Genomic DNA, 20,755 nt, shown 5'->3' with positions numbered 1-20,755 from the left:
TTTTTTTCTCTTAAACTGTCTTTTTTCTTCCGAAACGATTGTCCAACCGTAAAATTTCATATGCATTTTAATCCCTTTTTCAATAAAAGCATGTTAATTCCGCGATGCTAGGGACTTTTTCCGCGAAATGGGCTGCCAATTCCGCGATGATCCACTCCATTTCCGCGAATTCTCACCATAATTCCGCGAACTGGAAACTGCTGGATCCCACACCCGAAAGCATAAACAAGCCCCCACTCCAACAAGAGCGGGGGCTTGTTTATAATTTAAATTATGATCTCCAAGGACTTCTCACAACATTTGTTTGTGTGCGGTCTGGACCGACGGAGAAGATGGATAATGGAATACCTGTCAGCTGTGAGATGCGCTCCAGATAGTGTCTTGCATTTTCTGGCAGCTCATCAAGTGATTTTACGCCTGTGATGTCTTCTGTCCAGCCTGGCAGTTCTTCATAGACTGGTTCGCACTCAGCCAGTGTTTTCAGGCTTGCCGGGAATTCTTCGACCAGCTCGCCTTTATAGCGGTAAGCTACACAAATTTTAAGTGTCTCTATGCCAGTCAGAACATCGATGGAGTTCAAAGATAAATCCGTGATTCCGCTGACTCTGCGGGCATGGCGGACGACGACGCTGTCGAACCAGCCAACGCGGCGCGGACGGCCAGTTGTTGTCCCGTATTCACGGCCAACTTCTCGAATCTGGTTGCCGATTTCATTGTCCAGTTCGGTTGGGAACGGACCATCACCTACGCGGGTCGTATAAGCTTTTGAAACACCGACAATATGAGTGATTTTCGTAGGCCCTACTCCTGAACCAATTGTCACCCCGCCAGCTACAGGATTAGATGAAGTAACAAAGGGATATGTACCCTGGTCGATATCGAGCATAACTCCCTGGGCACCTTCAAACAAGACGCGGCGGCCTTCATCGAGAGCGTCGTTTAACACCACCGAAGTATCGACCACATAATCCTTGATTTGCTGCCCATAATCAAAATACTCATCGAGTATATCTTCAAGCTTGAAGCCTTCAGTCTCATAGATGCGTTCAAACAGGCGATTTTTTTCTTCAAGGTTGCGGGTAAGCTTTTCTTCGAATACTTCACGGTCCAGCAAGTCAGCAATCCTGATCCCTATACGAGCAGCCTTATCCATATAAGCTGGACCGATTCCTTTTTTCGTCGTGCCAATCTTATTGGCACCCTTGCTAGCTTCTTCAACTTCATCCAGTTTCAGATGATACGGAAGGATTACGTGCGCACGGTTACTGATACGAAGATTGTCTGTGGAAACATCTTTATCATGCAGATAGGCAAGTTCCTTCACAAGTGCTTTGGGATCGACAACCATTCCGTTGCCGATAACGCTGATTTTTTCTTTATAAAAAATTCCGGATGGAATTAAATGCAGTTTATATGTTTCACCATTGAATTTTATTGTATGGCCAGCGTTGTTCCCCCCCTGATAACGGGCAATCACTTCGGCATTTTCTGATAGGAAGTCTGTAATCTTCCCTTTTCCTTCGTCTCCCCATTGTGTTCCCACTACTACTACGGATGACATATAAAAAGCACCTCCAAAGGTATACGGTTATTTTTCCGTTTGAAACATATAAAGTTTACCAATAATAAGACCCGTAAGTCAATAAAACACGAACATTAAATTTAAATTACATTTATTCGTTCGTAAAAATAATTGTATCAAACCCAAAAAAAAGAGAATCAACCATATTGGTCAATTCTCATTATGCCCCTGGAGGAGCGTACGATTCGTCATAACGGTTCTCAATGTTAACGAATTTATTATATTCTTTAACAAATGCCAGCTTTACGGTTCCTGTTGGGCCGTTACGCTGCTTGGCAATGATGATTTCAATAATGTTTTTATCATCGGATTCCTTGTCATAGTAATCATCACGGTACAGGAACGCAACGATATCGGCGTCCTGCTCGATGGATCCGGATTCACGGATATCAGACATCATCGGGCGCTTGTCCTGGCGTTGCTCAACCCCACGGGACAGCTGCGACAAGGCGATGACCGGAACCTGAAGCTCACGTGCCAGCTGTTTGAGGGAACGGGAAATTTCTGATACTTCCTGCTGGCGGTTTTCACCGGCACGGCCGCTTCCAAGGATCAGCTGCAGATAGTCGATCATAATCATGCCAAGGCCCTGCTCTTGCTTAAGACGCCGGCATTTTGATCGGATATCGGTGATCCTGACACCTGGTGTATCATCTATGAAAATACCTGCATTGGACAGGCTTCCCATTGCCATCGTCAGTTTGCCCCAGTCCTCATCTGTCAGAGAGCCTGTACGCAGCCTCTGGGCATCGATGTTTCCTTCAGCACAGAGTACACGCATGACAAGCTGTTCAGCACCCATCTCCAAACTGAAAATCGCGACGTTCTCCCCTGTCTTCTTTGCAACGTTCTGGGCGATATTCAGTGCGAACGCTGTTTTACCAACTGAAGGACGTGCGCCAACGATGATCAAGTCATTTCGCTGGAAACCGGCGGTCATTCGATCAAGCTCTGCAAAGCCTGTTTCCAGTCCGGTAATGTCTCCTTTGCGGTTATGCATTTCCTCAATGTTATCGTAAGTCCTGACAAGGACATCTTTTATATTATGAAAGGCTCCGCCGCCCTTGCGCTGGGCAACCTCCATGATGTTCTTTTCTGCTTCGGCCAGTAAAGCCTCCACTTCGTCCTCACGCATATAGCCATCTTCAGCAATGCCTGAAGCAGTGCGGATTAACCTTCTCAGCAACGACTTTTCTTCTACGATTCTAGCATAATACTCTATGTTTGCTGCGGTAGGGACAGACGCAGCCAATTCACTAAGATAGCTGACTCCTCCAACATCCTCAATCAGCTTGGAAGATGCCAGATTTTCAGTAACAGTTACTAGGTCGATTGCTTTTCCTTTATCGTTCAAATCCAGCATGACGCTGAATATTTTCTGGTGTGCCACACGGTAAAAATCTTCTGGTAACAGAATTTCTGAAGCAAGAGTTAAAGCTGATGGCTCTAAAAATATTGCACCAAGTACGGCTTGTTCCGCTTCCATATTTTGCGGCGGAAGTCGATCCGCGAATAATTCACTCATCTGCCAGCCCCCTTACAAATTACTCGAATTGAAAAAAAGTGATCAGCAGAACCGATCACCTATTTCTGTAACTATATTATTTTATCATGTTTATGACTAGATGGAACTGTAAATTATTTTCCTTCTTTTACATGGACATTCAATGTTGCCTGTACTTCCTTGTGAAGCTTCACAGGAACCTTTGTGTAACCAAGTGTTCGGATTGCATCCTGCATCTCAATTTTGCGTTTATCAAGCTTGATGCTGTGGGCCTTTTGCAGCTCATCAGCAATCTGCTTGCTGGTGATAGATCCGAAAAGGCGGCCGTCTTCTCCTGACTTTGCCGAAAGTTCAACTGTAACCTTCTCCAGCTTTTCCTTCAATGCTTTCGCATCCTCAAGCTCCTGCTGCGCCATTTTCTCTTCCTTTTTCTGCTGAGCGCTCAGGGAACTCATAGAGGACTGATTGGCTTCTACAGCAAGTCCCTGCTTGATCAGGAAGTTATGTGCATAGCCATCTGCCACATTTTTGATTTCGCCCTTTTTGCCTTTCCCTTTAACGTCCTTCAAAAAGATTACTTTCATTCTTTTTGTCCCCCTTCTAAATAATCATCTATCGCATTTTGTAAAAGTGTTTCAGCCTCATCTGTCGAGATATCATACATTTGTGTCGCTGCATTGGTTAAATGCCCGCCACCATCCAGGCTTTCCATGATGACCTGGACATTGACTTCCCCTAGTGATCTCGCACTAATTCCAATTGTATCATCAGATCTTCTGGATATAACGAATGATGCTGTCACGCCATCCATTGTCAAAAGTGTATCTGCAGCTTGTGCAATCATGACATGGTCACAGTAAATATCATTCAGGCCTTTGGAAATGACAATGCCGTCACGGTAAAAATAAACATTTTCAATGATTTTCGCTCTTTTGATATAAGTATTGATATCTTCTTTTAAAAACTTTTGGACAAGAATGGTATCAGCACCATGGCTGCGCAGGTAGGAAGCAGCATCAAATGTCCGCGCACCGGTCCTTAAAGTGAAGCTTTTTGTATCGACAATGATTCCAGCCAATAAAGCAGTCGCTTCAAGCATCTGGATCTTCCCATTTTTCGGCTGGTATTCAAGCAATTCTGTTACAAGCTCAGCTGTGGATGACGCATAAGGCTCCATATAGACAAGGAGCGGATTTTTGATGAATTCCTCGCCCCTGCGGTGGTGATCGATAACAATGACATTCTCAATCCGGTTCAGCAGCCTTTCATCAATCACAAGCGATGGTTTATGTGTATCGACTACCACCAGTAATGTATCATCCGAAGCGATTTCATACGCCTGTTCAGGTGAAATGAAACGATCGTATAAATCCTCGTTTTGTTTTATCTCATCCATCAATCGCTGGACGCCAGTATCAATCTCATTTTTATTATAAACAATAAAGCCTTCACGCTTGTTCATTTGTGCCACTTTAAGGATCCCGATAGCAGAACCGATTGCGTCCATATCCGGATTCTTGTGGCCCATGATCAAGACCTTGTCACTTTCAATAACCAGTTCCTTAAGTGCATGGGAAATGACTCGCGCCCTTACCCGTGTGCGTTTTTCAACCGGATTGGTCTTGCCTCCATAAAACTTCACTTTGCCATTAGGCTGTTTAATCGCCACCTGGTCTCCACCACGTCCTAAAGCAAGGTCCAAGCTTGACTGTGCCTGTGTACCAAGTTCGGGAAGCGAGGAGTAACCTGTACCGACACCAATGCTTAATGTTAAAGGGACATTTTGCTTTGATGTCGTTTCCCTGACCTCATCAAGAATCGTGAATTTTCCTTTTTCCAACAGTTTGAGGATGTGCTCATTGAATACGGCGATGAATCGTTCAGAAGCAACCCTCTTAAGGAATACTCCATTATTGGTTGCCCATTTATTCAAAATTGAAGTCACAAGACTGTTCAGGCTGCTTTTTGTCTGATCATCCATTCCCTGGGTCAGTTCTTCATAGTTATCAAGATAAATGATCGAAATGACTGTACGTTCATCATGATACAACTTTTCGATTTCTGCCTGTTCGGTCACATCAAAAAAGTAGAGGAGCCGCTCTTCGGACTTGTGGATGACCCTGAATTTCCGGTCGTGGAGGCTGATGATTTCGGTTTCGACCTCTTGCTTGATCAGTGGAATGACGGCATCAGCTACGTCATATAATGATTTTCCGACAAGCGAGTCTTCATTAAAGCAGGAAGCAATGAAAGGATTCGTCCACTCAATATAATAGTCGTCATTGATTAGCATGATCCCAATCGGCATCTCCATCAATGCTTCTTCGCCGACTTTTTTCACCCGGTAAGAAAGTGTAGAGATATATTCTTCGGTTTCTTCTTTTATTTTATGGTTCACCTGAAAAATCAAATAAATCAACAGGCCAGTGAGAATGAACCCTGCTGCCCCTATAATCCAATTATAGAAAGACAGAAATCCAATTAGCACCAGTGTTACGGCCATCAATCCATACAATGGATAACGTATTTGCCGCCTCTCTAAATAAGAAGGCATGTGCTCAGCTCCTAAAGCGTTAGTTTCTGATTACTTCTTCTCTCCCAGACGTTTTCTTAAGTCAAACCCTAAATCAATTATACCTAATATCCTCACAATATAAAGAACAAATGGAAGCAGGAACATTAGGACTATCACGATGATTGGTACAGCTTTCGGGTAATCTTTCACATATGTTAAATAAAATACAAACGCAATACCCTGGAGGACCATAAGCATCTGCAGGATGAACGAAAGATTCGAAATTACCCAGAACCAATACGTTCCCTTTTCGGGCTGTAAAGCCAGTGCAGCAATCATTGTGATCAGGTAATACCATAGGATGCTCTTCGGCAGATTTAATTCTCTGAACGGTTGCCAATGCGGAACCTTTACCCCGAATCGTTTTAAAAACGGGAAGGATACAAGCTGAAGCAAAAATACAATAAAAAAGGAAGCCATGACAAACATGCTTGGCACAAGTACTTCAATCATATCTACCATTGCGTCAAATTGGCTGATCAGCTTTTCATCAGGTGTCTGTCCCATTTGTTCAAGCATGTTGATTGCCTGGTCAACAGAGGCACGGAATATTTCCACCATTTCTTCAATAAAATTCATTTTAAATAAAACGATCGATAAAGCATATTGTGCCACTAAATTTATAAGAAACACCAGGGAACCAGCGATATAAGAAGCAAACCTGGTCTTCCCTTCTCTCATCATATATCCCATGACTGCTCCTGTCGTTCCATAAGCCAAAGCAAGAGGCATCGCCAGGAATGTACCAAGAATCATTGATAACAGAACGGCTGCCACCGTAAAGACAGCAGTGCTTTTCCAATCATGCTTTGCGCCGAACATCATGAATGGCAAAGCAAGAAATAAGTTAACAATCATCCCCAAGCCAGGAATATACAATGTAATCAGCAACAAAACGGCGAAAATCGCCAACAAAATTGCTCCTTCTGTCAGCTTGTATGTATTTTTCATAATCCACCTCATCTGAAATGCGTAAGCGCCTGGGTCAGCCCTGACAAGCACTGGAGGGCCAATCGATGAAGTCGCTCTTTGACTTCATTGGTCGGACCGAAAACGAAATGTAAAGGGCCAGGCGCTGAAGCTAGACACTGAAAAAAGCATAAGCACTCTTATTATCCAGTCACTATCCGAGATAAAAGAATTTTCAGGTCTAAAATAACCGATAAGAACTATTTTATCCTGTAAGTTACGTACAAGCAACCAAAGCGGTATAAAGCTAATATAAAAGGCAGCGGGATTTCCCGCTGCCTTTTAATATCCGAACCTTATTCGCCTGAAACGTATGGCAGTAATGCCATTTGACGAGAACGTTTGATTGCAACTGTCAATTTACGCTGATATTTAGCGCTAGTTCCAGTTACACGGCGTGGTAAAATTTTACCGCGCTCAGAGATGAATTTTTTAAGAAGATCAACATCTTTATAATCAATTTTAGTGATTCCGTTTGCTGTGAAGTAGCAAACTTTACGGCGTTTTGCACGTCCGCCTCTGCGTCCACCCATTGCCATGGTCATTTCCCTCCTTGTGTATTATATTTCATGTCCGAGTTATATTAGAATGGAAGATCATCATCTGAAATGTCGATCTGGCCGCCACCTGCAAATGGATCCTCATCTACTTTTGTATAACCTTGGTTTTGGCGTTGATTCTGATTCCCGAATGGGGAACCTTGATCATTTTGACGGGAATAACCGCTATCCCCTCTGTCTGAAGACTGTCCTTTTGGCTCAAGGAACTGAACACTCTCAGCAAGAACTTCTGTAACGTATACACGCTTACCATCTTGTCCTTCGTAGCTGCGAGTCTGGACTCGTCCATCTACACCGGCAAGGCTGCCTTTCTTCAGGAAGTTAGCAACGTTTTCCGCTGGACGGCGCCATACCACACAGTTAATGAAGTCCGCTTCTCTTTCCCCCTGCTGGTTGGTAAATGAACGATTTACCGCAAGCGTGAAAGTAGCAACTGCAACTCCATTCGGTGTGAAACGTAATTCAGGATCCTTGGTCAAACGGCCGACAAGAATGACACGATTCATCATCAGAATCAACTCCTTCCCCCCAGCATTGATGTTCCATGTGAAACATCTCCGGCTGAAAGTTTATATTTATATCATTTATTATTCTTCTTCTTTAATTACGATGTGGCGAATGATATCTTCGTTGATTTTAGCAAGACGAGAGAATTCCTCAACTGCTGCCGGAGTAGCATTTACCTTAACAAGCTGGTAGTAGCCATCACGGAAATCATTGATTTCATAAGCAAGACGGCGTTTGCCCCATTCCTTAGCTTCTGATACTTCCGCACCATTATCAGTAAGGATTGTGCTGAAACGCTCGGTAAGAGCTTTTTTAGCTTCCTCTTCAATATTTGGGCGGATGATGTACATAATTTCGTACTTTCTCATCACTGTCACCTCCTTTTGGTCTAAGCGGCCCCATTACAGGGCAAGGAGTAATTGTTTAATTACTCACAAGATGAAATTATATCACAGAACATATTCAAAAGCAATGCTATGTATAGCGAATCTGCTTTTTACTATTTCTGCGATTAAATAATTCTATAATAAAATACTAACATATGTTCGTATATTTGTCCAAGCTATTTTAATTTCAATATAAGGCTGTTTTTTTGTTAAAATCCTAAAGCCGATTTTAACGTGATAACAGCTATATTGCAGGTCGTTACTAAGTTGGCAAAGAAACTTAGGTAATTCCATCCTATTTTGTAGCCAATAGCAACAAAGTTTGAGGAAAGAGCTTAATATAAAAAATAACGCCCTGCTAAAAAGCAGGACGAAAACAGATTATACATTGAAGCGGAAGTGAATGATATCTCCGTCTTTTACTTCGTATTCTTTACCTTCCAGGCGGACTTTTCCAGCTTCCTTTGCCGCTGTCATAGATCCTGCTGCAAGAAGATCGTCATAGTGGACTGTTTCTGCACGGATGAATCCGCGTTCGAAGTCAGAGTGGATGACTCCAGCACACTGAGGAGCTTTCATGCCGTGGCGGAATGTCCATGCGCGCACTTCCTGGACACCAGCTGTGAAGTAGGTAGCCAGTCCAAGCAGGCTGTAGGCAGCACGGATCAGCTGGTCAAGACCAGACTCTTCTATGCCCAGCTCCTCAAGGAACATTTGTTTTTCTTCTCCTTCAAGCTCGGCGATTTCTTCTTCGATTTTCGCACTGATGACGATGACTTCAGCGTTATCCTTTTGTGCAAATTCACGGACTTTCTGGACGTATTCGTTGCCGCTTGGATCTGCGACATCTTCTTCACCGACGTTTGCAACATAAAGCATCGGCTTAATTGTCAATAAATGAAGGTGCTTGACGATTTTCATTTCTTCTTCAGTGAATTCAACCGCGCGTGCTGGCTGTTCAGCTTCAAATGCATCACGAAGACGAGTCAGGATAGGAAACTCGATTGATGCTTCCTTATCCTTTTGCTTAGCCAATTTTTCGACACGGGTGATTCTTTTTTCAACGGATTCCAGGTCAGCTAAAATCAATTCCAGATTGATGACTTCAATATCTGAAATCGGGTCCACTTTACCCGCAACGTGTGTAATATTGTCATCCGCGAAGCAGCGGACAACCTGGCAGATAGCGTCCACCTGGCGAATATGGGAAAGGAATTTGTTTCCCAGTCCTTCACCTTTACTGGCACCTTTAACGATACCGGCGATGTCCGTGAATTCAAAAGCAGTCGGCACCGTCTTCTTAGGCTGGACAAGCTCAGTCAATTTAGTTAAACGATGGTCTGGAACCTCAACGATTCCTACATTCGGGTCGATTGTACAGAACGGATAGTTGGCTGATTCAGCACCAGCCTGTGTGATCGCATTAAACAAAGTTGACTTCCCTACGTTAGGAAGTCCAACAATACCTGCTGTTAAAGCCATCCATGTCACTCCTCTATTTTAAAAATGTATCTATTCAAGCAAGAAACACCTAAACGATTTTTTCCTCTCACAATTATAGTGATTACAAGGGGAAAAGACAAGCTTGTAAAAGGGGGCAATAATAGACACTGGCGAGAGGCATCGAAGCTTTTTCCCACTTTTGGTGACCTTTTTTTGGTTTTCCTGAATTTTCGAGCGCCAATCAGCCCTGGTGGTGACCTCCTTTACAGGTTTCTGAATCGTTGCGCGCAAATCCTTCTCTTGATGAAGTTTTTAGGGATTTTCGATCACCCCTGTCCTCAAAAGAAAAGCCGCACTCCAAAAAGTGCGGCCCCAAATTAATCATCATTTATTTTTCAACTTTTTCAAGATTGACAAGACAATCATACAGGGTGCTGCCAAGTCCGTTATCTGACTCCCTGCTTGATGTGAGCTGGTTGGCTGAACCTCCAAATCGGGCGCTCAACCCTTCATCAATATTGACCGTTCCCGGGTGGGCCATTTTTAAAATTGAGACTGTCCCTTTGAGTTCTCCCCTGTCATTCCATACCCTGACAGAGTCCTGATCTTTTAAGCCTTTTTCAGCAGCGACATTTTCGGCAATCTCTACTTTTACGTACGGCTCTGGCTGAAACAGATGGAAATGCTGCGAATGGTTTGAACGCAGCGGATGGATCGTCAGTAAGGAATAAGGATATTTTTCAGCCAATTCAGGATTGGACCATTTCGTTTCCGTTGGAAGCGACAATTTAATTTTACCGTCCGGGACCGCAGAAGCAGTGAATTCATACTTGCCGCTTGGTGTCTTGAATCTCCTGTCTGCCCATGGAATTTTATCCACTGGGAGTTCAGCAAACTTTTCGACCCGGATTTTGTCCAGACTGATTCCCTTTTCCGTCAGGGATGCCAGCCCCATTTCGATGAAATCCTCTCTGGCAAAATTAAAATCATCTCCAAATCCTAATCTTGATGCCAGCTCTGCCCAGATCCATGAGTCTGGTTTCGCTTCGCCCGGCGGTTCAACGAGCTTCGGCCCATGGTTTACATAATGATGGTACATTGACGAATAATACATATCTTCCACTTCAAAAGCAGTTGCAGCTGGCAATACATAATCAGCAAGCTCTGCTGTATCCGTCATGATATGGTCAATCACTACAAGAGTTTCGAACGATTCAAAAGCCTCTCGCACCCTGTTCGTATCCGGAACTTGAGTCAGAGGATTTCCGCATGTGACAATTCCCATTTTGATTTCAGGATCCACTGCGGAAAGGATTTCCTCAGCCTGCCTCATCATCGTGAATGTACGTGACGATTTTTTCCGTTCAGGCAATGTAATGTTCTGATAGTCAAAGCTCTGCCCCACCTGCTTGTTCGCATAATTGGCTCCGCCGCCCGAAATCCCGATATTTCCGCTGACAGCGACCAATGCATCTAGCAGCCGGATGGTATTCCCGCCATTTTCATAGCGCTGCATTCCAAGCCCCATGATTGTGGAAACAGGCCGTTCGGCATAAATCTCGGCTAGATGGGTAATGGTTTCGGCCGGCACTTCTGTCACTTGACTGATATAGTCTAACGAAACACTGTCCAGCAAGGTCTTCAAGTCTTCGAACCCAACGGTATGGTTTGCCAGAAACTGTTCATCCTGCAAATCCATCCGGAGCATTTCCTTCATGATGCCCGCTGCTAAAAGTCCGTCGAACCCTGGCTTGATTGAAATATATTCATTCGCAAGCTTGGCAGTTGCGTTATAAATTGGGTCAATCACATATACTTTTGTTCCATTCTTTTTTACAGATTGCAGATTTTGAAAAAGATGCATATTCGTCCGGGCAACATTCCTGCCCCAGATGACGACATGCCTGCTATTCTTCAAGTCCTCAGGTGCATGACTGTAAGCATCCCCAAAATCCCAGTTTTGCGCTTCAATCCCTGATCCCCAGCAGATGGAACCTGTCAATTCAGTCACTCCGCCAAAAAGATTGAAGAAACGGCTGTCGAGATTGGAAAGCAAGCCACTGTTCGCGTAATCATGACTGTGTAAAACGGAAGTGGTACCAAAGCTTTCTTTATAGTAAGCGAGCTTTTCAGCAATTTCATCTAGTGCCTGCTCCCAGGAAATCTGCTGAAATCTGCCATCGACTTTTTTAAGTGGATATAACAATCGATCTTCTGAGTTTGCTTTGTTCTCAAGCATCCTGCCTCGGCCGCAAATTTTGCCCTGGGTAATAGGGTGCTCGGGATTGCCTTCAACCTTGGTTACCTTTCCATCCTCGACTGTAACAAGGAACCCGCAGCTGTCCCAGCAATTCAATGGACATGCTGAATGATGTACTGTTGCCAATTCCTCATCTCCCTACTAATATCTCTATATCGTTCATTATTTTACTAATAAGGATAATACAATAATGATAAAAAAAGAAGCAGGATTATTCCCCCTGCTTCGATAAAACCTTCTTTACTTTTCGAGTGAACTCTTTTCTGGGAATCAAGACACTGTGCTCGCAGCCTTCACATTTGATTCGGATATCCATGCCAAGACGGATGATTTTCCACTTGTTGGTGCCGCAAGGATGTGGTTTTTTCATTTCAACAACATCATTAAGTTGAAATTCGTGTTCCAATTTACAAAACCTCCTTGTTTATTTACCGAATTCCTTCTGCTCTCCGCCTTCCTGACGTGAGTACATCACCATTCGAGGGAATGGAATTTCAATTCCATTTTCATCAAGGACTAGTTTGATGTCCTTGCGCAGCTTTCTTCCCATATACCAGTGCTTCATTGGAAGTGTTTCTGCAACAATCCGCAGGATGACTTCAGACGCTGCGAATTGCTGAACGCCTAAAAGCTCCGGTGTCTTGACAAGCTCGGGGTATTTGTCAGTTGTTGTCTCGAGATATTCCTGAATGACCTTTTCCGCGTATTCAATATCCCCTTCATAAGCAATGCCAATATCGAGGACAGCAACACTGTTGTAAAGTGAAAAGTTGGTGACCTCTACGATACTTCCATTAGGCAAAATATTAATTTCCCCTGTAAAGCTTTTAATCTTCGTCGTCCGCAGTCCAATTTCCTCCACAGTTCCTTCAAATTGGCTGATTCTTACATAATCGCCTACCGAGAATTGGTCCTCGAATATAATGAAGAAACCTGTAATGATATCTTTCACGAGACTTTGAGCCCCGAAACCGACCGCCAATCCGACAATCCCCGCACCAGCGAGCATTGCCTTGACATCAATCGTCAAAGCAGACAGGATTGTCATAATGGAAATAAAGTAGACCACATACGTTAGAATATTTTCAAGCAGCTTTTGCAGCGTAGTTTCCCGCCGCTCCGAAACTCTTATCGGCCCTTTCGTTCTAATCCTGAAAAAATTATGGATCGCAAGCTTGCCAATTCGGATCAGCAATCCAGAAATGATCAGGATAGCAATGATTTTCAGGGCACTTTCCCCGATGGCAAACCAGAGTTCTTCATCCATCAGCTTTTGACTGATTTTATTTAAAAATGCCTGTGTTTTAGTAATACTTTCTTCTGTTTTCGTCATTTTCATCACCCGCCTGCAAATCTCAAGCTAATATTATCATACGTTATGTAACAAAGTAGAAGGTTTAATACAATCATCTTCATTCTAACAAGTTTTATAATGTAGTTAAAGAAGACTGTCCGCATAATCCAGCCACCTTTTTCATTATATTAATATACTATTGATATTTTTAAAAAGGGTCAATGACCTTAAAAATCCAGATTAATAAATATGAGACCTTATTCCTCAATAGAAGATTCCGTACTCCAAAAGACCCTGTTTAAATCTTTCTGTTTACAGGTATGTATAGATTACAAAAAAAGTCCGTATACTGATAGTACGAATTTTAAGGAGTTGATCCAATGAATCTCAAAAACCATTTTTTCGAGCGGAAAAACAGTGTGGCGAAAATCAACCATGAGGATGAACTGGCTGCTGAAAAGCTGGCTGCTGAAATCCTGGACCTTCTGCCAAGTTTCAGCGCTCGCCCAATTGTTTTTGTCTGCATTGGAACTGACCGCTCTACCGGTGATTCATTGGGTCCGCTGATTGGAACGCTGCTGGAGGAAAAAGAAATAGCACCGTATCATGTGTATGGAACGCTTGATGATCCCATTCATGCTGTAAATATGGATGCAAAGTTGGCGGAAATCAAGCAAAAACATTTTAATCCCTATATTATTGGCATAGACGCCTGTCTCGGCCGTTTAAAAAGTGTCGGATCCATCCAGGTAGGGAATGGGCCCGTCAAGCCAGGGGCCGGCGTGAACAAAGAATTGCCTGAAGTTGGCGAAATGCACATTACCGGAATTGTCAATGTCAGCGGGTTCATGGAGTTTTTTGTTTTACAGAACACAAGATTGAACCTCGTTTTAAAAATGGCCAAAACCATTGCCAACGGCATTTATGAAAGCAGCCAGCAGCGATCACGGAAACAAGAGTGGCCAAAACTCAATTGGGACCTCGAGACCGAGCAGCCTACAGTTGCCGAGTAATCATACGTAAAGCGCCGGAAACTATCTTCCGGCGCTATTATTTTGAAAGGAATCCCCTTCCTTAAAATCCGATCGTATAATGTGCAATCGTGACAAGCAAGCCAGTCACCAGAATGCCGGGAAGCAGGTTTGCGACCCTGATTTTAGTCAATCCAATCATGTTCAGGCCGATGGCAAAAATCATGACGCCTCCAGTTGCCGTCAGTTCAAGGATGAAGCTGTCCATCAAAGCCTGCGGAATCAGCTTATCGATTTGTGTAGCGAATAAAGCGATGATGCCCTGGTAGAGCATGACGGGAATCGCAGAAAAAAGAACTCCAATCCCTAATGTAGTGGTCAAAATCAATGCCGTGAAGCCGTCAATGATTGCCTTTGTATACAAGACATCATGGTCGCCGCGAATTCCGCTGTCAAGTGCCCCAATAATGGCCATTGCCCCAATGACAAAAATCAAAGTCGCAGTCACGAACCCCTGTGAAATACTGCTTTCCCCTTTTGATCCCAGCTTTCTTTCAAGCCAGTCCCCGACTGCATTCAGCTTATCTTCCAGCTTCCATGCCTCACCGAGGACTGCCCCGATTACAAGACTTAAAATGACAATCAGGAAGTTTGCGCTTTTGAAACCCATCTGCAGGCCCAGCACCATAACTGCAAGCCCGATTCCATGCATAACCGTGGCTTTCATATTTTCAGGAATTTTTGTCAGCAGCCTGCCCAAAAAGGTCCCGATGATGATTAATAATCCATTTACGATGGTGCCAAGTAAAAACATATCTTCGTTCACCCATTTTTATTTATAGTTATGTAAATGCTTGCTTCTTAAGAATGTTGCTGACGAACTGAATGGCATCTGATTATAGAAAAACGCTTTAATCGCCACAGGGCTTTGGCAATAAGCCTATTAAAAAAAGAAGCCATCGAATGGATAGCTTACGAGTTCTGCTGATCTAATAATTCAAGAATCCGTTCCAGATCATCTTTAGAGAAAAACTCAATTTCAATTTTCCCTTTATTTTTGGATTGTTTGATGTTGACAGTAGTTCCGAAACGTTCCCTTAGTGACGTTTCACGTTCGCGAATGAACACGTCCTTTGTTTCTTTTTCTTTATTCGTTTCACGTGGAACGATTTCGTTCATCTGCTGGATCAGCTGTTCTAGCTGGCGGACATTCATCCCGTCTTTAAGGATCTTATCGACCAGGACAGGAAGCTTGTCTTTCTTTCTTAAGCCAAGAAGCGCACGCCCATGTCCCATCGAGATTTTCCCATCTGAGATAAGCTGCTGGATTTTTGGCGGCAGCGAAAGCAATCGGATATGGTTTGCCAGATGCGGCCTGCTTTTTCCCAGCCTTTTTGCCAGCTCTTCTTGTGTAATCTTCAGCTTCTCAATCAAAGTTTGGTAGGCAATTCCCTCTTCAATCGGATTCAAATCTTCTCGCTGCAGGTTTTCCAGTACAGCAAGCTCCATCATTTGCTGTTCGTTCAGCTCACGTACAACTGCTGGGACGGTTTCCAGCCCGGCTTCCTTAGCAGCACGATAACGCCTTTCCCCTACTACGATTTCAAAGCCTTTTATTGTTTTCCTTAAAATGATTGGCTGCAGGATTCCATGCTCCTGAATGGAAAGCTTCAATTCCTCGATTGCTTCTGGTTCGAAAACCTTTCGTGGTTGATAAGGATTGGGCCTGATTTCCTTGATGCTTATTTCCTGAACCTTTTCTTCTTTCTCTGCTTCCATATTGAAGAAAGCATTCAAACCTTTACCTAAGCCTTTAGCCATTTGCAACCACTTCCTTTGCAAGATCTAAATAAACCTCTGCCCCGCGGGATTTTGGATCATAAATGATAATTGGCTCTCCATGGCTCGGAGCTTCACTCAGACGGACATTACGTGGAATGATTGTCTTATATACCTTGTCCTGGAAGTATTTCTTCACTTCCTCGATCACTTGCAGGCCAAGATTGGTACGCGCATCAAGCATTGTCAGCAGGACACCTTCAATCTTTAAATCCTGGTTCAAATGCTTTTGCACCAGACGGACGGTATTCAAAAGCTGACTCAACCCTTCAAGCGCATAGTATTCGCATTGCACCGGGATGATGACAGCATCGGAAGCCGTCAATGCATTCAGTGTCAATAGACCAAGTGACGGCGGACAGTCTATGATAATATAATCAAATCGATCCTTCACTTCCTCGAGAGCCCGCTTCAGGCGAACTTCCCTAGAGATGGTGGGCACAAGCTCAATTTCCGCTCCTGCCAGCTGGATGGTCGCAGGAATGGTGTAAAGATTCTCAACCACAGTTGGCCGGATTACCTTAATCGCTTCCACGTCATCAACCAGTACATCATAAATGCATTGCTCAACGTCCGCTTTTTCAATTCCCACACCGCTGGTCGCATTTCCCTGAGGATCGGTATCGACAAGCAGCACTTTTTTACCTATGTATGCCAGACATGCACCGAGATTCACCGATGTAGTCGTCTTGCCAACTCCACCTTTTTGATTCGCAATAGCGATGATTTTCCCCACATTGTCACCTTCTTTCAAAACCGCTAAATATCCTATTCAGCTTTTTCAAGCAAAATGTACATAAAAATAATGCTTTCCCAGCACCATGCTGAAAAACGCAATCATGTATTCTATTTTAGCATGAATTCTGACAGTTGATAGAATTTTTATTAAAAAGTAACACCTCTGTGACAATAGTAAACTAGCGAGTTGAGGAAAGCAGGACTAATGGCAGTAGTGGGTGGTTTAAAGTGCGATCGGGGTTCCAATTTGAATTTTGGGAATTTAAAAGACATACCATGTATGACATGCAGATTGAAAACTAACTTCGCCCTTCCCCTAGAAATCTACATAATAAAAAAGCGGGAGACGGCCTGTCCCCCACTTCCAAGGTATTATTTCTTCTTAGGAATTCGAATCGTGAATTGATAAAATTCTTCAAATTCCTCTTCTTCCGAATCGAGATTAATGCCGCTGTCGGATACCATGTTGAGTGATTGGCGGATTGTATTGACAGCAATCCTCATATCCTTGCTGAACGCTTTCCGTTTTGGCTTTGGTTTTTGATCATTTTGACTCAGCAGCTTCACGACCCGCTCTTCTGTCTGCTTGACATTGAGGGATTTCTCAATAACCTCTGCCAGCAGCTGAACCTGAAGTTCTGGATTTTTCAGCGGAATCAGTGAACGTGCATGACGCTCTGTGATCAATTTATTTAAAAGTGCATCCTGGACTTCCTGGGGAAGCTTAAGCAAACGCAGCTTATTCGCAACTGTTGATTGACCTTTTCCAAGTCTCTGGGCAAGGGCTTCCTGTGTGAGATTATGGATCTCCAGCAATTTTCCATACGCCATGGCTTCTTCAATAGGCGACAATTCCTCCCGCTGAAGGTTCTCAATCAAAGCCACGGATGCCGTTTCGGAATCCGACATGTTTTTAACAATCGCCGGAACTTCTTCCCACTCGAGTTTTTTCATTGCCCGCCATCGGCGTTCCCCGGCAATGATTTCGAATCGGTCCTCGTCATATTCCCGTACGACAATTGGCTGGATTACTCCATGTATATGAATGGTACGGGCCAATTCTTCAATTTTTTCATCATCAAAAACAGTTCTTGGCTGGTATCTGTTTGGAATAATATGGTCAATCGGAATTTTCTTTATTTCTTCGTTTTCTATGTTGTCAATATCCTCAACCGTCTGTTCTTCCACTTGGTTCTGTTCTTCCACCTGGTTCCGTTCTTTTTCCTTTTCTCCAAGGCCAAAAAAGCGCGAAAAAGAAGGCTTCATCACCCTACACCACCTTTATGAACTCCCTATTACATATTCTCTATAAAAATGACAAGTTCCTGCCTATAGACTCTATTATAAACTATTTTCATTTGTCAAAATAGGACAAAAAGCGCAAGCCCACATTGCCGTCACTGGAACAGCAATGGACCATGCACCTCAGATTGGCTCCTGAGATGCAATATAAGGACAGCTCCCTTATTCAATTGGCGTTTTATTCGGAGTCCCAGGTTTTCTTGGGTACTTCTTAGGTGTGGGCTTTTGTTTGTTAATGATTAAGATATTACGTTCGCTCTCTTCCTCAGGCAAAGTAAAGGAATGAGCTGATTCAAGCTTTCCGCCAAGGACTGAAATCGCCTTTTCGCCAACCTGCAGCTCTTCCCCAGCCTGATTGCCCTTCATGGCGATGAAGGTCCCCCCTACTTTTACAAGAGGAAGGCAAAGCTCACTCAGCACGGACATCCTAGCAACAGCCCTGGCCATTACCACTTCATATTTTTCACGATGTGCCGGATTTTGACCGAACGTTTCTGCACGGTCATGAATAAATGTTGTGCCATCAAGTCCCAATTCCTTTGAAAGCTGTTCCAGGAATGTGATCCGCTTGTTCAGGGAATCCACGATTGTTACCTTGATTTCTGGAAAGGCAATCTTGATGGGGATGCTTGGAAAGCCGGCACCTGCGCCTACATCGCATAGTTCAAGCGGCTTTTTAAAATCAAAATAGAAAGCGGCTGAAACGGAATCATAAAAGTGCTTCAAGTACACATCTGGCTTTTCCGTAATCGCAGTCAAATTCATTTTTTCATTCCACTCGACGAGCATTTGGTAATATTTTTCATATTGCTCCATTTGCTTCTGGGAAAGCTCAATCCCCTTTTCAGCGAGCAAATCTTTAAATTGATCTGTATTCATAAGCCAACCCTTTCTTGTCCTTGCTGATGGTAACGGTCTATATCCGGGCAATCCGTCCTTGTTCTAAATACACGAGCAGGATGGAAATATCCGCAGGATTAACACCTGAGATTCTCGATGCCTGTGCCAGAGTCAATGGCTGTACTTCTTTCAGTTTCTGGCGTGCTTCTGTTGCCAATCCTGAAATTGCATCGTAATCGATATTTTCAGGGATTTTCTTATCTTCCATCTTTTTCAGCCTTTCCACCTGCTGAAGAGATTTTTCAATATATCCCTCATATTTAATTTGGATTTCTGTTTGTTCTTCTGTTTCGAATTCAAGCTCTCCATCGGCCGGTACCAGCTGCTTGATATGATCATATGATACTTCCGGACGCTTGAGGAGGTCTGAGGCACGAATTCCATCCTTCAATTCACTTCCGCCAAGCGAACGAATCAATTCTTGAACCTCAGCTGACGGTTTGATAATGATTGACTGAAGACGTTTCTTCTCCGCTTCAATTGCCTCTTTTTTCGCCAGGAACTTCTGGTAGCGTTCTTCAGTAATCAGACCGATTTCGTATCCTTTTTCAGTTAGACGCAGGTCTGCATTATCGTGGCGCAAAAGCAGGCGGTATTCCGCTCTTGACGTCAACAAGCGGTAAGGTTCATTCGTTCCTTTTGTAACCAGGTCATCGATCAATACACCGATATAGGCATCGGCACGGCTAAGGATGACTTCTTCCTTGTCCAAAGCCTTTCTGCCTGCGTTGATCCCAGCCATGATTCCCTGGCCGGCAGCCTCTTCGTAGCCTGAAGTGCCATTGATTTGCCCGGCAGTATAAAGATTCTTGATCAGCTTTGTTTCCAATGTAGGCCATAGCTGTGTCGGCACGACTGCATCATACTCAATTGCATAGCCTGCACGCATCATCTGGACTTTTTCAAGACCAGGGATTGTTTGGAGAATCTTATGCTGCACTTCTTCCGGCAAGCTTGTTGATAGTCCCTGCACATATACTTCCTGAGTGTTTCTTCCTTCAGGCTCAAGGAAAATCTGGTGTCGCGGCTTGTCATTGAAGCGTACGACCTTATCCTCGATGGATGGGCAATAACGCGGCCCAGTGCCCTTGATCATTCCAGAGTACATTGGTGAACGATGAAGATTATCATCAATCAACTGGTGTGTCCGCTCATTCGTGTATGTCAGCCAGCAAGGCAGCTGATCGGTGATGTATTTTGTTGTTTCATAAGAAAAAGCACGGTGGACATCATCGCCAGGCTGGATTTCTGTTTTAGAATAATCAATCGTGTCACTGTGTACACGCGGCGGTGTTCCTGTTTTAAAACGTACCAGGTCAAAACCAAGCTCCTCAAGATGTTCTGAAAGCTTGATTGATGGCTGCTGGTTATTCGGACCGCTTGAATATTTTAATTCACCCAGGATGATTTCTCCGCGCATATACGTACCCGTTGTGATAACAACTGTTTTGGCACGGTAAGCTGCACCTGTCTGGGTAATGACTCCCTTACATTCACCATCCTCAACAATCAGCCGTTCAACCATTCCCTGCACCAATGTGAGATTCTTTTCATTTTCAAGCGTCTTCTTCATTTCATTTTGATAATCAAATTTATCGGCCTGGGCCCTTAATGCGCGTACTGCAGGTCCCTTCCCGGTATTAAGCATCCTCATTTGGATATAGGTTTTATCAATATTTCGGCCCATTTCACCGCCAAGTGCGTCTATCTCCCGAACAACAATTCCCTTTGCAGGTCCGCCGATTGACGGGTTGCACGGCATGAACGCAATCATATCGAGGTTAATGGTGATCATCGCCGTTTTCGCACCCATACGTGCCGCCGCAAGGGCAGCCTCAACACCCGCATGGCCAGCACCAACTACAACCACATCAAAATTTCCGGCTTCATAACCCATCCTGCTGCCTCCTTTTAAAACTATATAC

Annotated in this window: 19 protein-coding genes; 1 reads left to right on the top strand and 18 read right to left on the bottom strand. The window is 43.8% G+C overall.

What is annotated here, in order from left to right; translation table 11 throughout:
- Window positions 1-271 precede the first annotated feature (271 nt).
- The 12 genes from B5X77_RS05545 to B5X77_RS05490 all read right to left on the bottom strand — a co-directional run bounded on the left by B5X77_RS05545 (window position 272) and on the right by B5X77_RS05490 (window position 13,119).
- Complete coding sequence (locus tag B5X77_RS05545; RefSeq protein WP_079505987.1) at window positions 272-1,561, bottom strand: adenylosuccinate synthase; 1,290 nt, start codon at window positions 1,559-1,561, stop codon at window positions 272-274.
- A gap of 181 nt (window positions 1,562-1,742) precedes the next feature.
- Window positions 1,743-3,107, bottom strand: coding sequence for a replicative DNA helicase (dnaB, locus tag B5X77_RS05540; RefSeq protein WP_079505985.1), 1,365 nt, complete (start codon window positions 3,105-3,107; stop codon window positions 1,743-1,745).
- A 113-nt stretch (window positions 3,108-3,220) separates the two neighbouring features.
- On the bottom strand, window positions 3,221-3,670 hold the full coding sequence (rplI, locus tag B5X77_RS05535; RefSeq protein WP_079505983.1) for a 50S ribosomal protein L9: 450 nt from the start codon (window positions 3,668-3,670) through the stop codon (window positions 3,221-3,223).
- A complete protein-coding gene (locus B5X77_RS05530; protein WP_079505981.1) occupies window positions 3,667-5,640 on the bottom strand; it encodes a DHH family phosphoesterase in 1,974 nt (657 codons plus the stop codon). Before B5X77_RS05530 ends, rplI begins: the two co-directional genes overlap by 4 nt.
- A gap of 30 nt (window positions 5,641-5,670) precedes the next feature.
- Window positions 5,671-6,612 carry a YybS family protein gene (locus B5X77_RS05525; RefSeq protein WP_079505979.1) on the bottom strand — a complete coding sequence of 314 codons (942 nt, stop codon included), beginning with the start codon at window positions 6,610-6,612 and terminating at the stop codon, window positions 5,671-5,673.
- Between the two features lie 314 nt (window positions 6,613-6,926).
- Window positions 6,927-7,163, bottom strand: coding sequence for a 30S ribosomal protein S18 (gene rpsR / locus B5X77_RS05520; RefSeq protein ID WP_079507585.1), 237 nt, complete (start codon window positions 7,161-7,163; stop codon window positions 6,927-6,929).
- Window positions 7,164-7,213: 50 nt separating this feature from the next.
- On the bottom strand, window positions 7,214-7,699 hold the full coding sequence (ssb, locus tag B5X77_RS05515) for a single-stranded DNA-binding protein (RefSeq protein ID WP_079505977.1): 486 nt from the start codon (window positions 7,697-7,699) through the stop codon (window positions 7,214-7,216).
- Between the two features lie 78 nt (window positions 7,700-7,777).
- On the bottom strand, window positions 7,778-8,065 hold the full coding sequence (gene rpsF / locus B5X77_RS05510; RefSeq protein ID WP_079505975.1) for a 30S ribosomal protein S6: 288 nt from the start codon (window positions 8,063-8,065) through the stop codon (window positions 7,778-7,780).
- Between the two features lie 399 nt (window positions 8,066-8,464).
- Window positions 8,465-9,565: a redox-regulated ATPase YchF gene (gene ychF, locus B5X77_RS05505; protein WP_079505973.1), complete on the bottom strand. Its 1,101-nt coding sequence runs from the start codon at window positions 9,563-9,565 to the stop codon at window positions 8,465-8,467.
- Window positions 9,566-9,914: 349 nt separating this feature from the next.
- A complete protein-coding gene (locus B5X77_RS05500) occupies window positions 9,915-11,912 on the bottom strand; it encodes a molybdopterin-dependent oxidoreductase (protein WP_079505971.1) in 1,998 nt (665 codons plus the stop codon).
- Window positions 11,913-11,997: 85 nt separating this feature from the next.
- Window positions 11,998-12,192: a DUF951 domain-containing protein gene (locus B5X77_RS05495; protein ID WP_079505969.1), complete on the bottom strand. Its 195-nt coding sequence runs from the start codon at window positions 12,190-12,192 to the stop codon at window positions 11,998-12,000.
- An 18-nt stretch (window positions 12,193-12,210) separates the two neighbouring features.
- Complete coding sequence (locus B5X77_RS05490) at window positions 12,211-13,119, bottom strand: mechanosensitive ion channel family protein (RefSeq protein WP_139378310.1); 909 nt, start codon at window positions 13,117-13,119, stop codon at window positions 12,211-12,213.
- Window positions 13,120-13,460: 341 nt separating this feature from the next.
- On the opposite strand from B5X77_RS05490, the gene yyaC reads away from it, so the two are divergent.
- Window positions 13,461-14,093, top strand: a complete 633-nt coding sequence (gene yyaC, locus B5X77_RS05485) for a spore protease YyaC (RefSeq protein WP_079505967.1) — start codon at window positions 13,461-13,463, stop codon at window positions 14,091-14,093.
- Window positions 14,094-14,154: 61 nt separating this feature from the next.
- Here the strand turns inward: yyaC and B5X77_RS05480 are convergent, their stop codons facing one another.
- From B5X77_RS05480 to mnmG, 6 genes are all read right to left on the bottom strand, one after another.
- The gene (locus B5X77_RS05480; RefSeq protein ID WP_079505965.1) at window positions 14,155-14,865 is read right to left on the bottom strand and encodes a DUF554 domain-containing protein; all 711 of its coding nucleotides are present in this window, start codon (window positions 14,863-14,865) and stop codon (window positions 14,155-14,157) included.
- Window positions 14,866-15,023: 158 nt separating this feature from the next.
- Window positions 15,024-15,872, bottom strand: coding sequence for a ParB/RepB/Spo0J family partition protein (locus B5X77_RS05475; RefSeq protein WP_079505963.1), 849 nt, complete (start codon window positions 15,870-15,872; stop codon window positions 15,024-15,026).
- Complete coding sequence (locus tag B5X77_RS05470) at window positions 15,865-16,626, bottom strand: ParA family protein (protein ID WP_079505961.1); 762 nt, start codon at window positions 16,624-16,626, stop codon at window positions 15,865-15,867. Before B5X77_RS05470 ends, B5X77_RS05475 begins: the two co-directional genes overlap by 8 nt.
- Before the next feature lie 374 nt (window positions 16,627-17,000).
- Complete coding sequence (gene noc, locus B5X77_RS05465) at window positions 17,001-17,894, bottom strand: nucleoid occlusion protein (protein WP_079505959.1); 894 nt, start codon at window positions 17,892-17,894, stop codon at window positions 17,001-17,003.
- A 198-nt stretch (window positions 17,895-18,092) separates the two neighbouring features.
- Window positions 18,093-18,809, bottom strand: a complete 717-nt coding sequence (gene rsmG / locus B5X77_RS05460) for a 16S rRNA (guanine(527)-N(7))-methyltransferase RsmG (protein WP_079505957.1) — start codon at window positions 18,807-18,809, stop codon at window positions 18,093-18,095.
- Between the two features lie 37 nt (window positions 18,810-18,846).
- On the bottom strand, window positions 18,847-20,727 hold the full coding sequence (gene mnmG, locus B5X77_RS05455; protein ID WP_079505955.1) for a tRNA uridine-5-carboxymethylaminomethyl(34) synthesis enzyme MnmG: 1,881 nt from the start codon (window positions 20,725-20,727) through the stop codon (window positions 18,847-18,849).
- Window positions 20,728-20,755: the final 28 nt, after the last annotated feature.

This window comes from Mesobacillus jeotgali (genome assembly GCF_900166585.1).
GTDB lineage: Bacteria > Bacillota > Bacilli > Bacillales > Cytobacillaceae > Mesobacillus > Mesobacillus jeotgali_A.
This window is presented reverse-complemented; position numbering and strand designations above follow the sequence as displayed.

Bases quoted from the DNA above. Each gene is read 5' to 3' on its own strand.
- B5X77_RS05525 (WP_079505979.1), bottom strand. From the start codon at position 6,612: ATGAAAAATACATACAAGCTGACAGAAGGAGCAATTTTGTTGGCGATT.
- B5X77_RS05545 (WP_079505987.1), bottom strand. From the start codon at position 1,561: ATGTCATCCGTAGTAGTAGTGGGAACACAATGGGGAGACGAAGGAAAA.
- B5X77_RS05530 (WP_079505981.1), bottom strand. From the start codon at position 5,640: ATGCCTTCTTATTTAGAGAGGCGGCAAATACGTTATCCATTGTATGGA.
- B5X77_RS05475 (WP_079505963.1), bottom strand. From the start codon at position 15,872: ATGGCTAAAGGCTTAGGTAAAGGTTTGAATGCTTTCTTCAATATGGAA.
- ychF (WP_079505973.1), bottom strand. From the start codon at position 9,565: ATGGCTTTAACAGCAGGTATTGTTGGACTTCCTAACGTAGGGAAGTCA.
- B5X77_RS05480 (WP_079505965.1), bottom strand. From the start codon at position 14,865: ATGTTTTTACTTGGCACCATCGTAAATGGATTATTAATCATCATCGGG.
- rpsR (WP_079507585.1), bottom strand. From the start codon at position 7,163: ATGGGTGGACGCAGAGGCGGACGTGCAAAACGCCGTAAAGTTTGCTAC.
- rsmG (WP_079505957.1), bottom strand. From the start codon at position 18,809: ATGAATACAGATCAATTTAAAGATTTGCTCGCTGAAAAGGGGATTGAG.
- rplI (WP_079505983.1), bottom strand. From the start codon at position 3,670: ATGAAAGTAATCTTTTTGAAGGACGTTAAAGGGAAAGGCAAAAAGGGC.
- mnmG (WP_079505955.1), bottom strand. From the start codon at position 20,727: ATGGGTTATGAAGCCGGAAATTTTGATGTGGTTGTAGTTGGTGCTGGC.
- rpsF (WP_079505975.1), bottom strand. From the start codon at position 8,065: ATGAGAAAGTACGAAATTATGTACATCATCCGCCCAAATATTGAAGAG.
- ssb (WP_079505977.1), bottom strand. From the start codon at position 7,699: ATGATGAATCGTGTCATTCTTGTCGGCCGTTTGACCAAGGATCCTGAA.
- yyaC (WP_079505967.1), top strand. From the start codon at position 13,461: ATGAATCTCAAAAACCATTTTTTCGAGCGGAAAAACAGTGTGGCGAAA.
- dnaB (WP_079505985.1), bottom strand. From the start codon at position 3,107: ATGAGTGAATTATTCGCGGATCGACTTCCGCCGCAAAATATGGAAGCG.
- B5X77_RS05490 (WP_139378310.1), bottom strand. From the start codon at position 13,119: ATGACGAAAACAGAAGAAAGTATTACTAAAACACAGGCATTTTTAAAT.
- noc (WP_079505959.1), bottom strand. From the start codon at position 17,894: ATGAAGCCTTCTTTTTCGCGCTTTTTTGGCCTTGGAGAAAAGGAAAAA.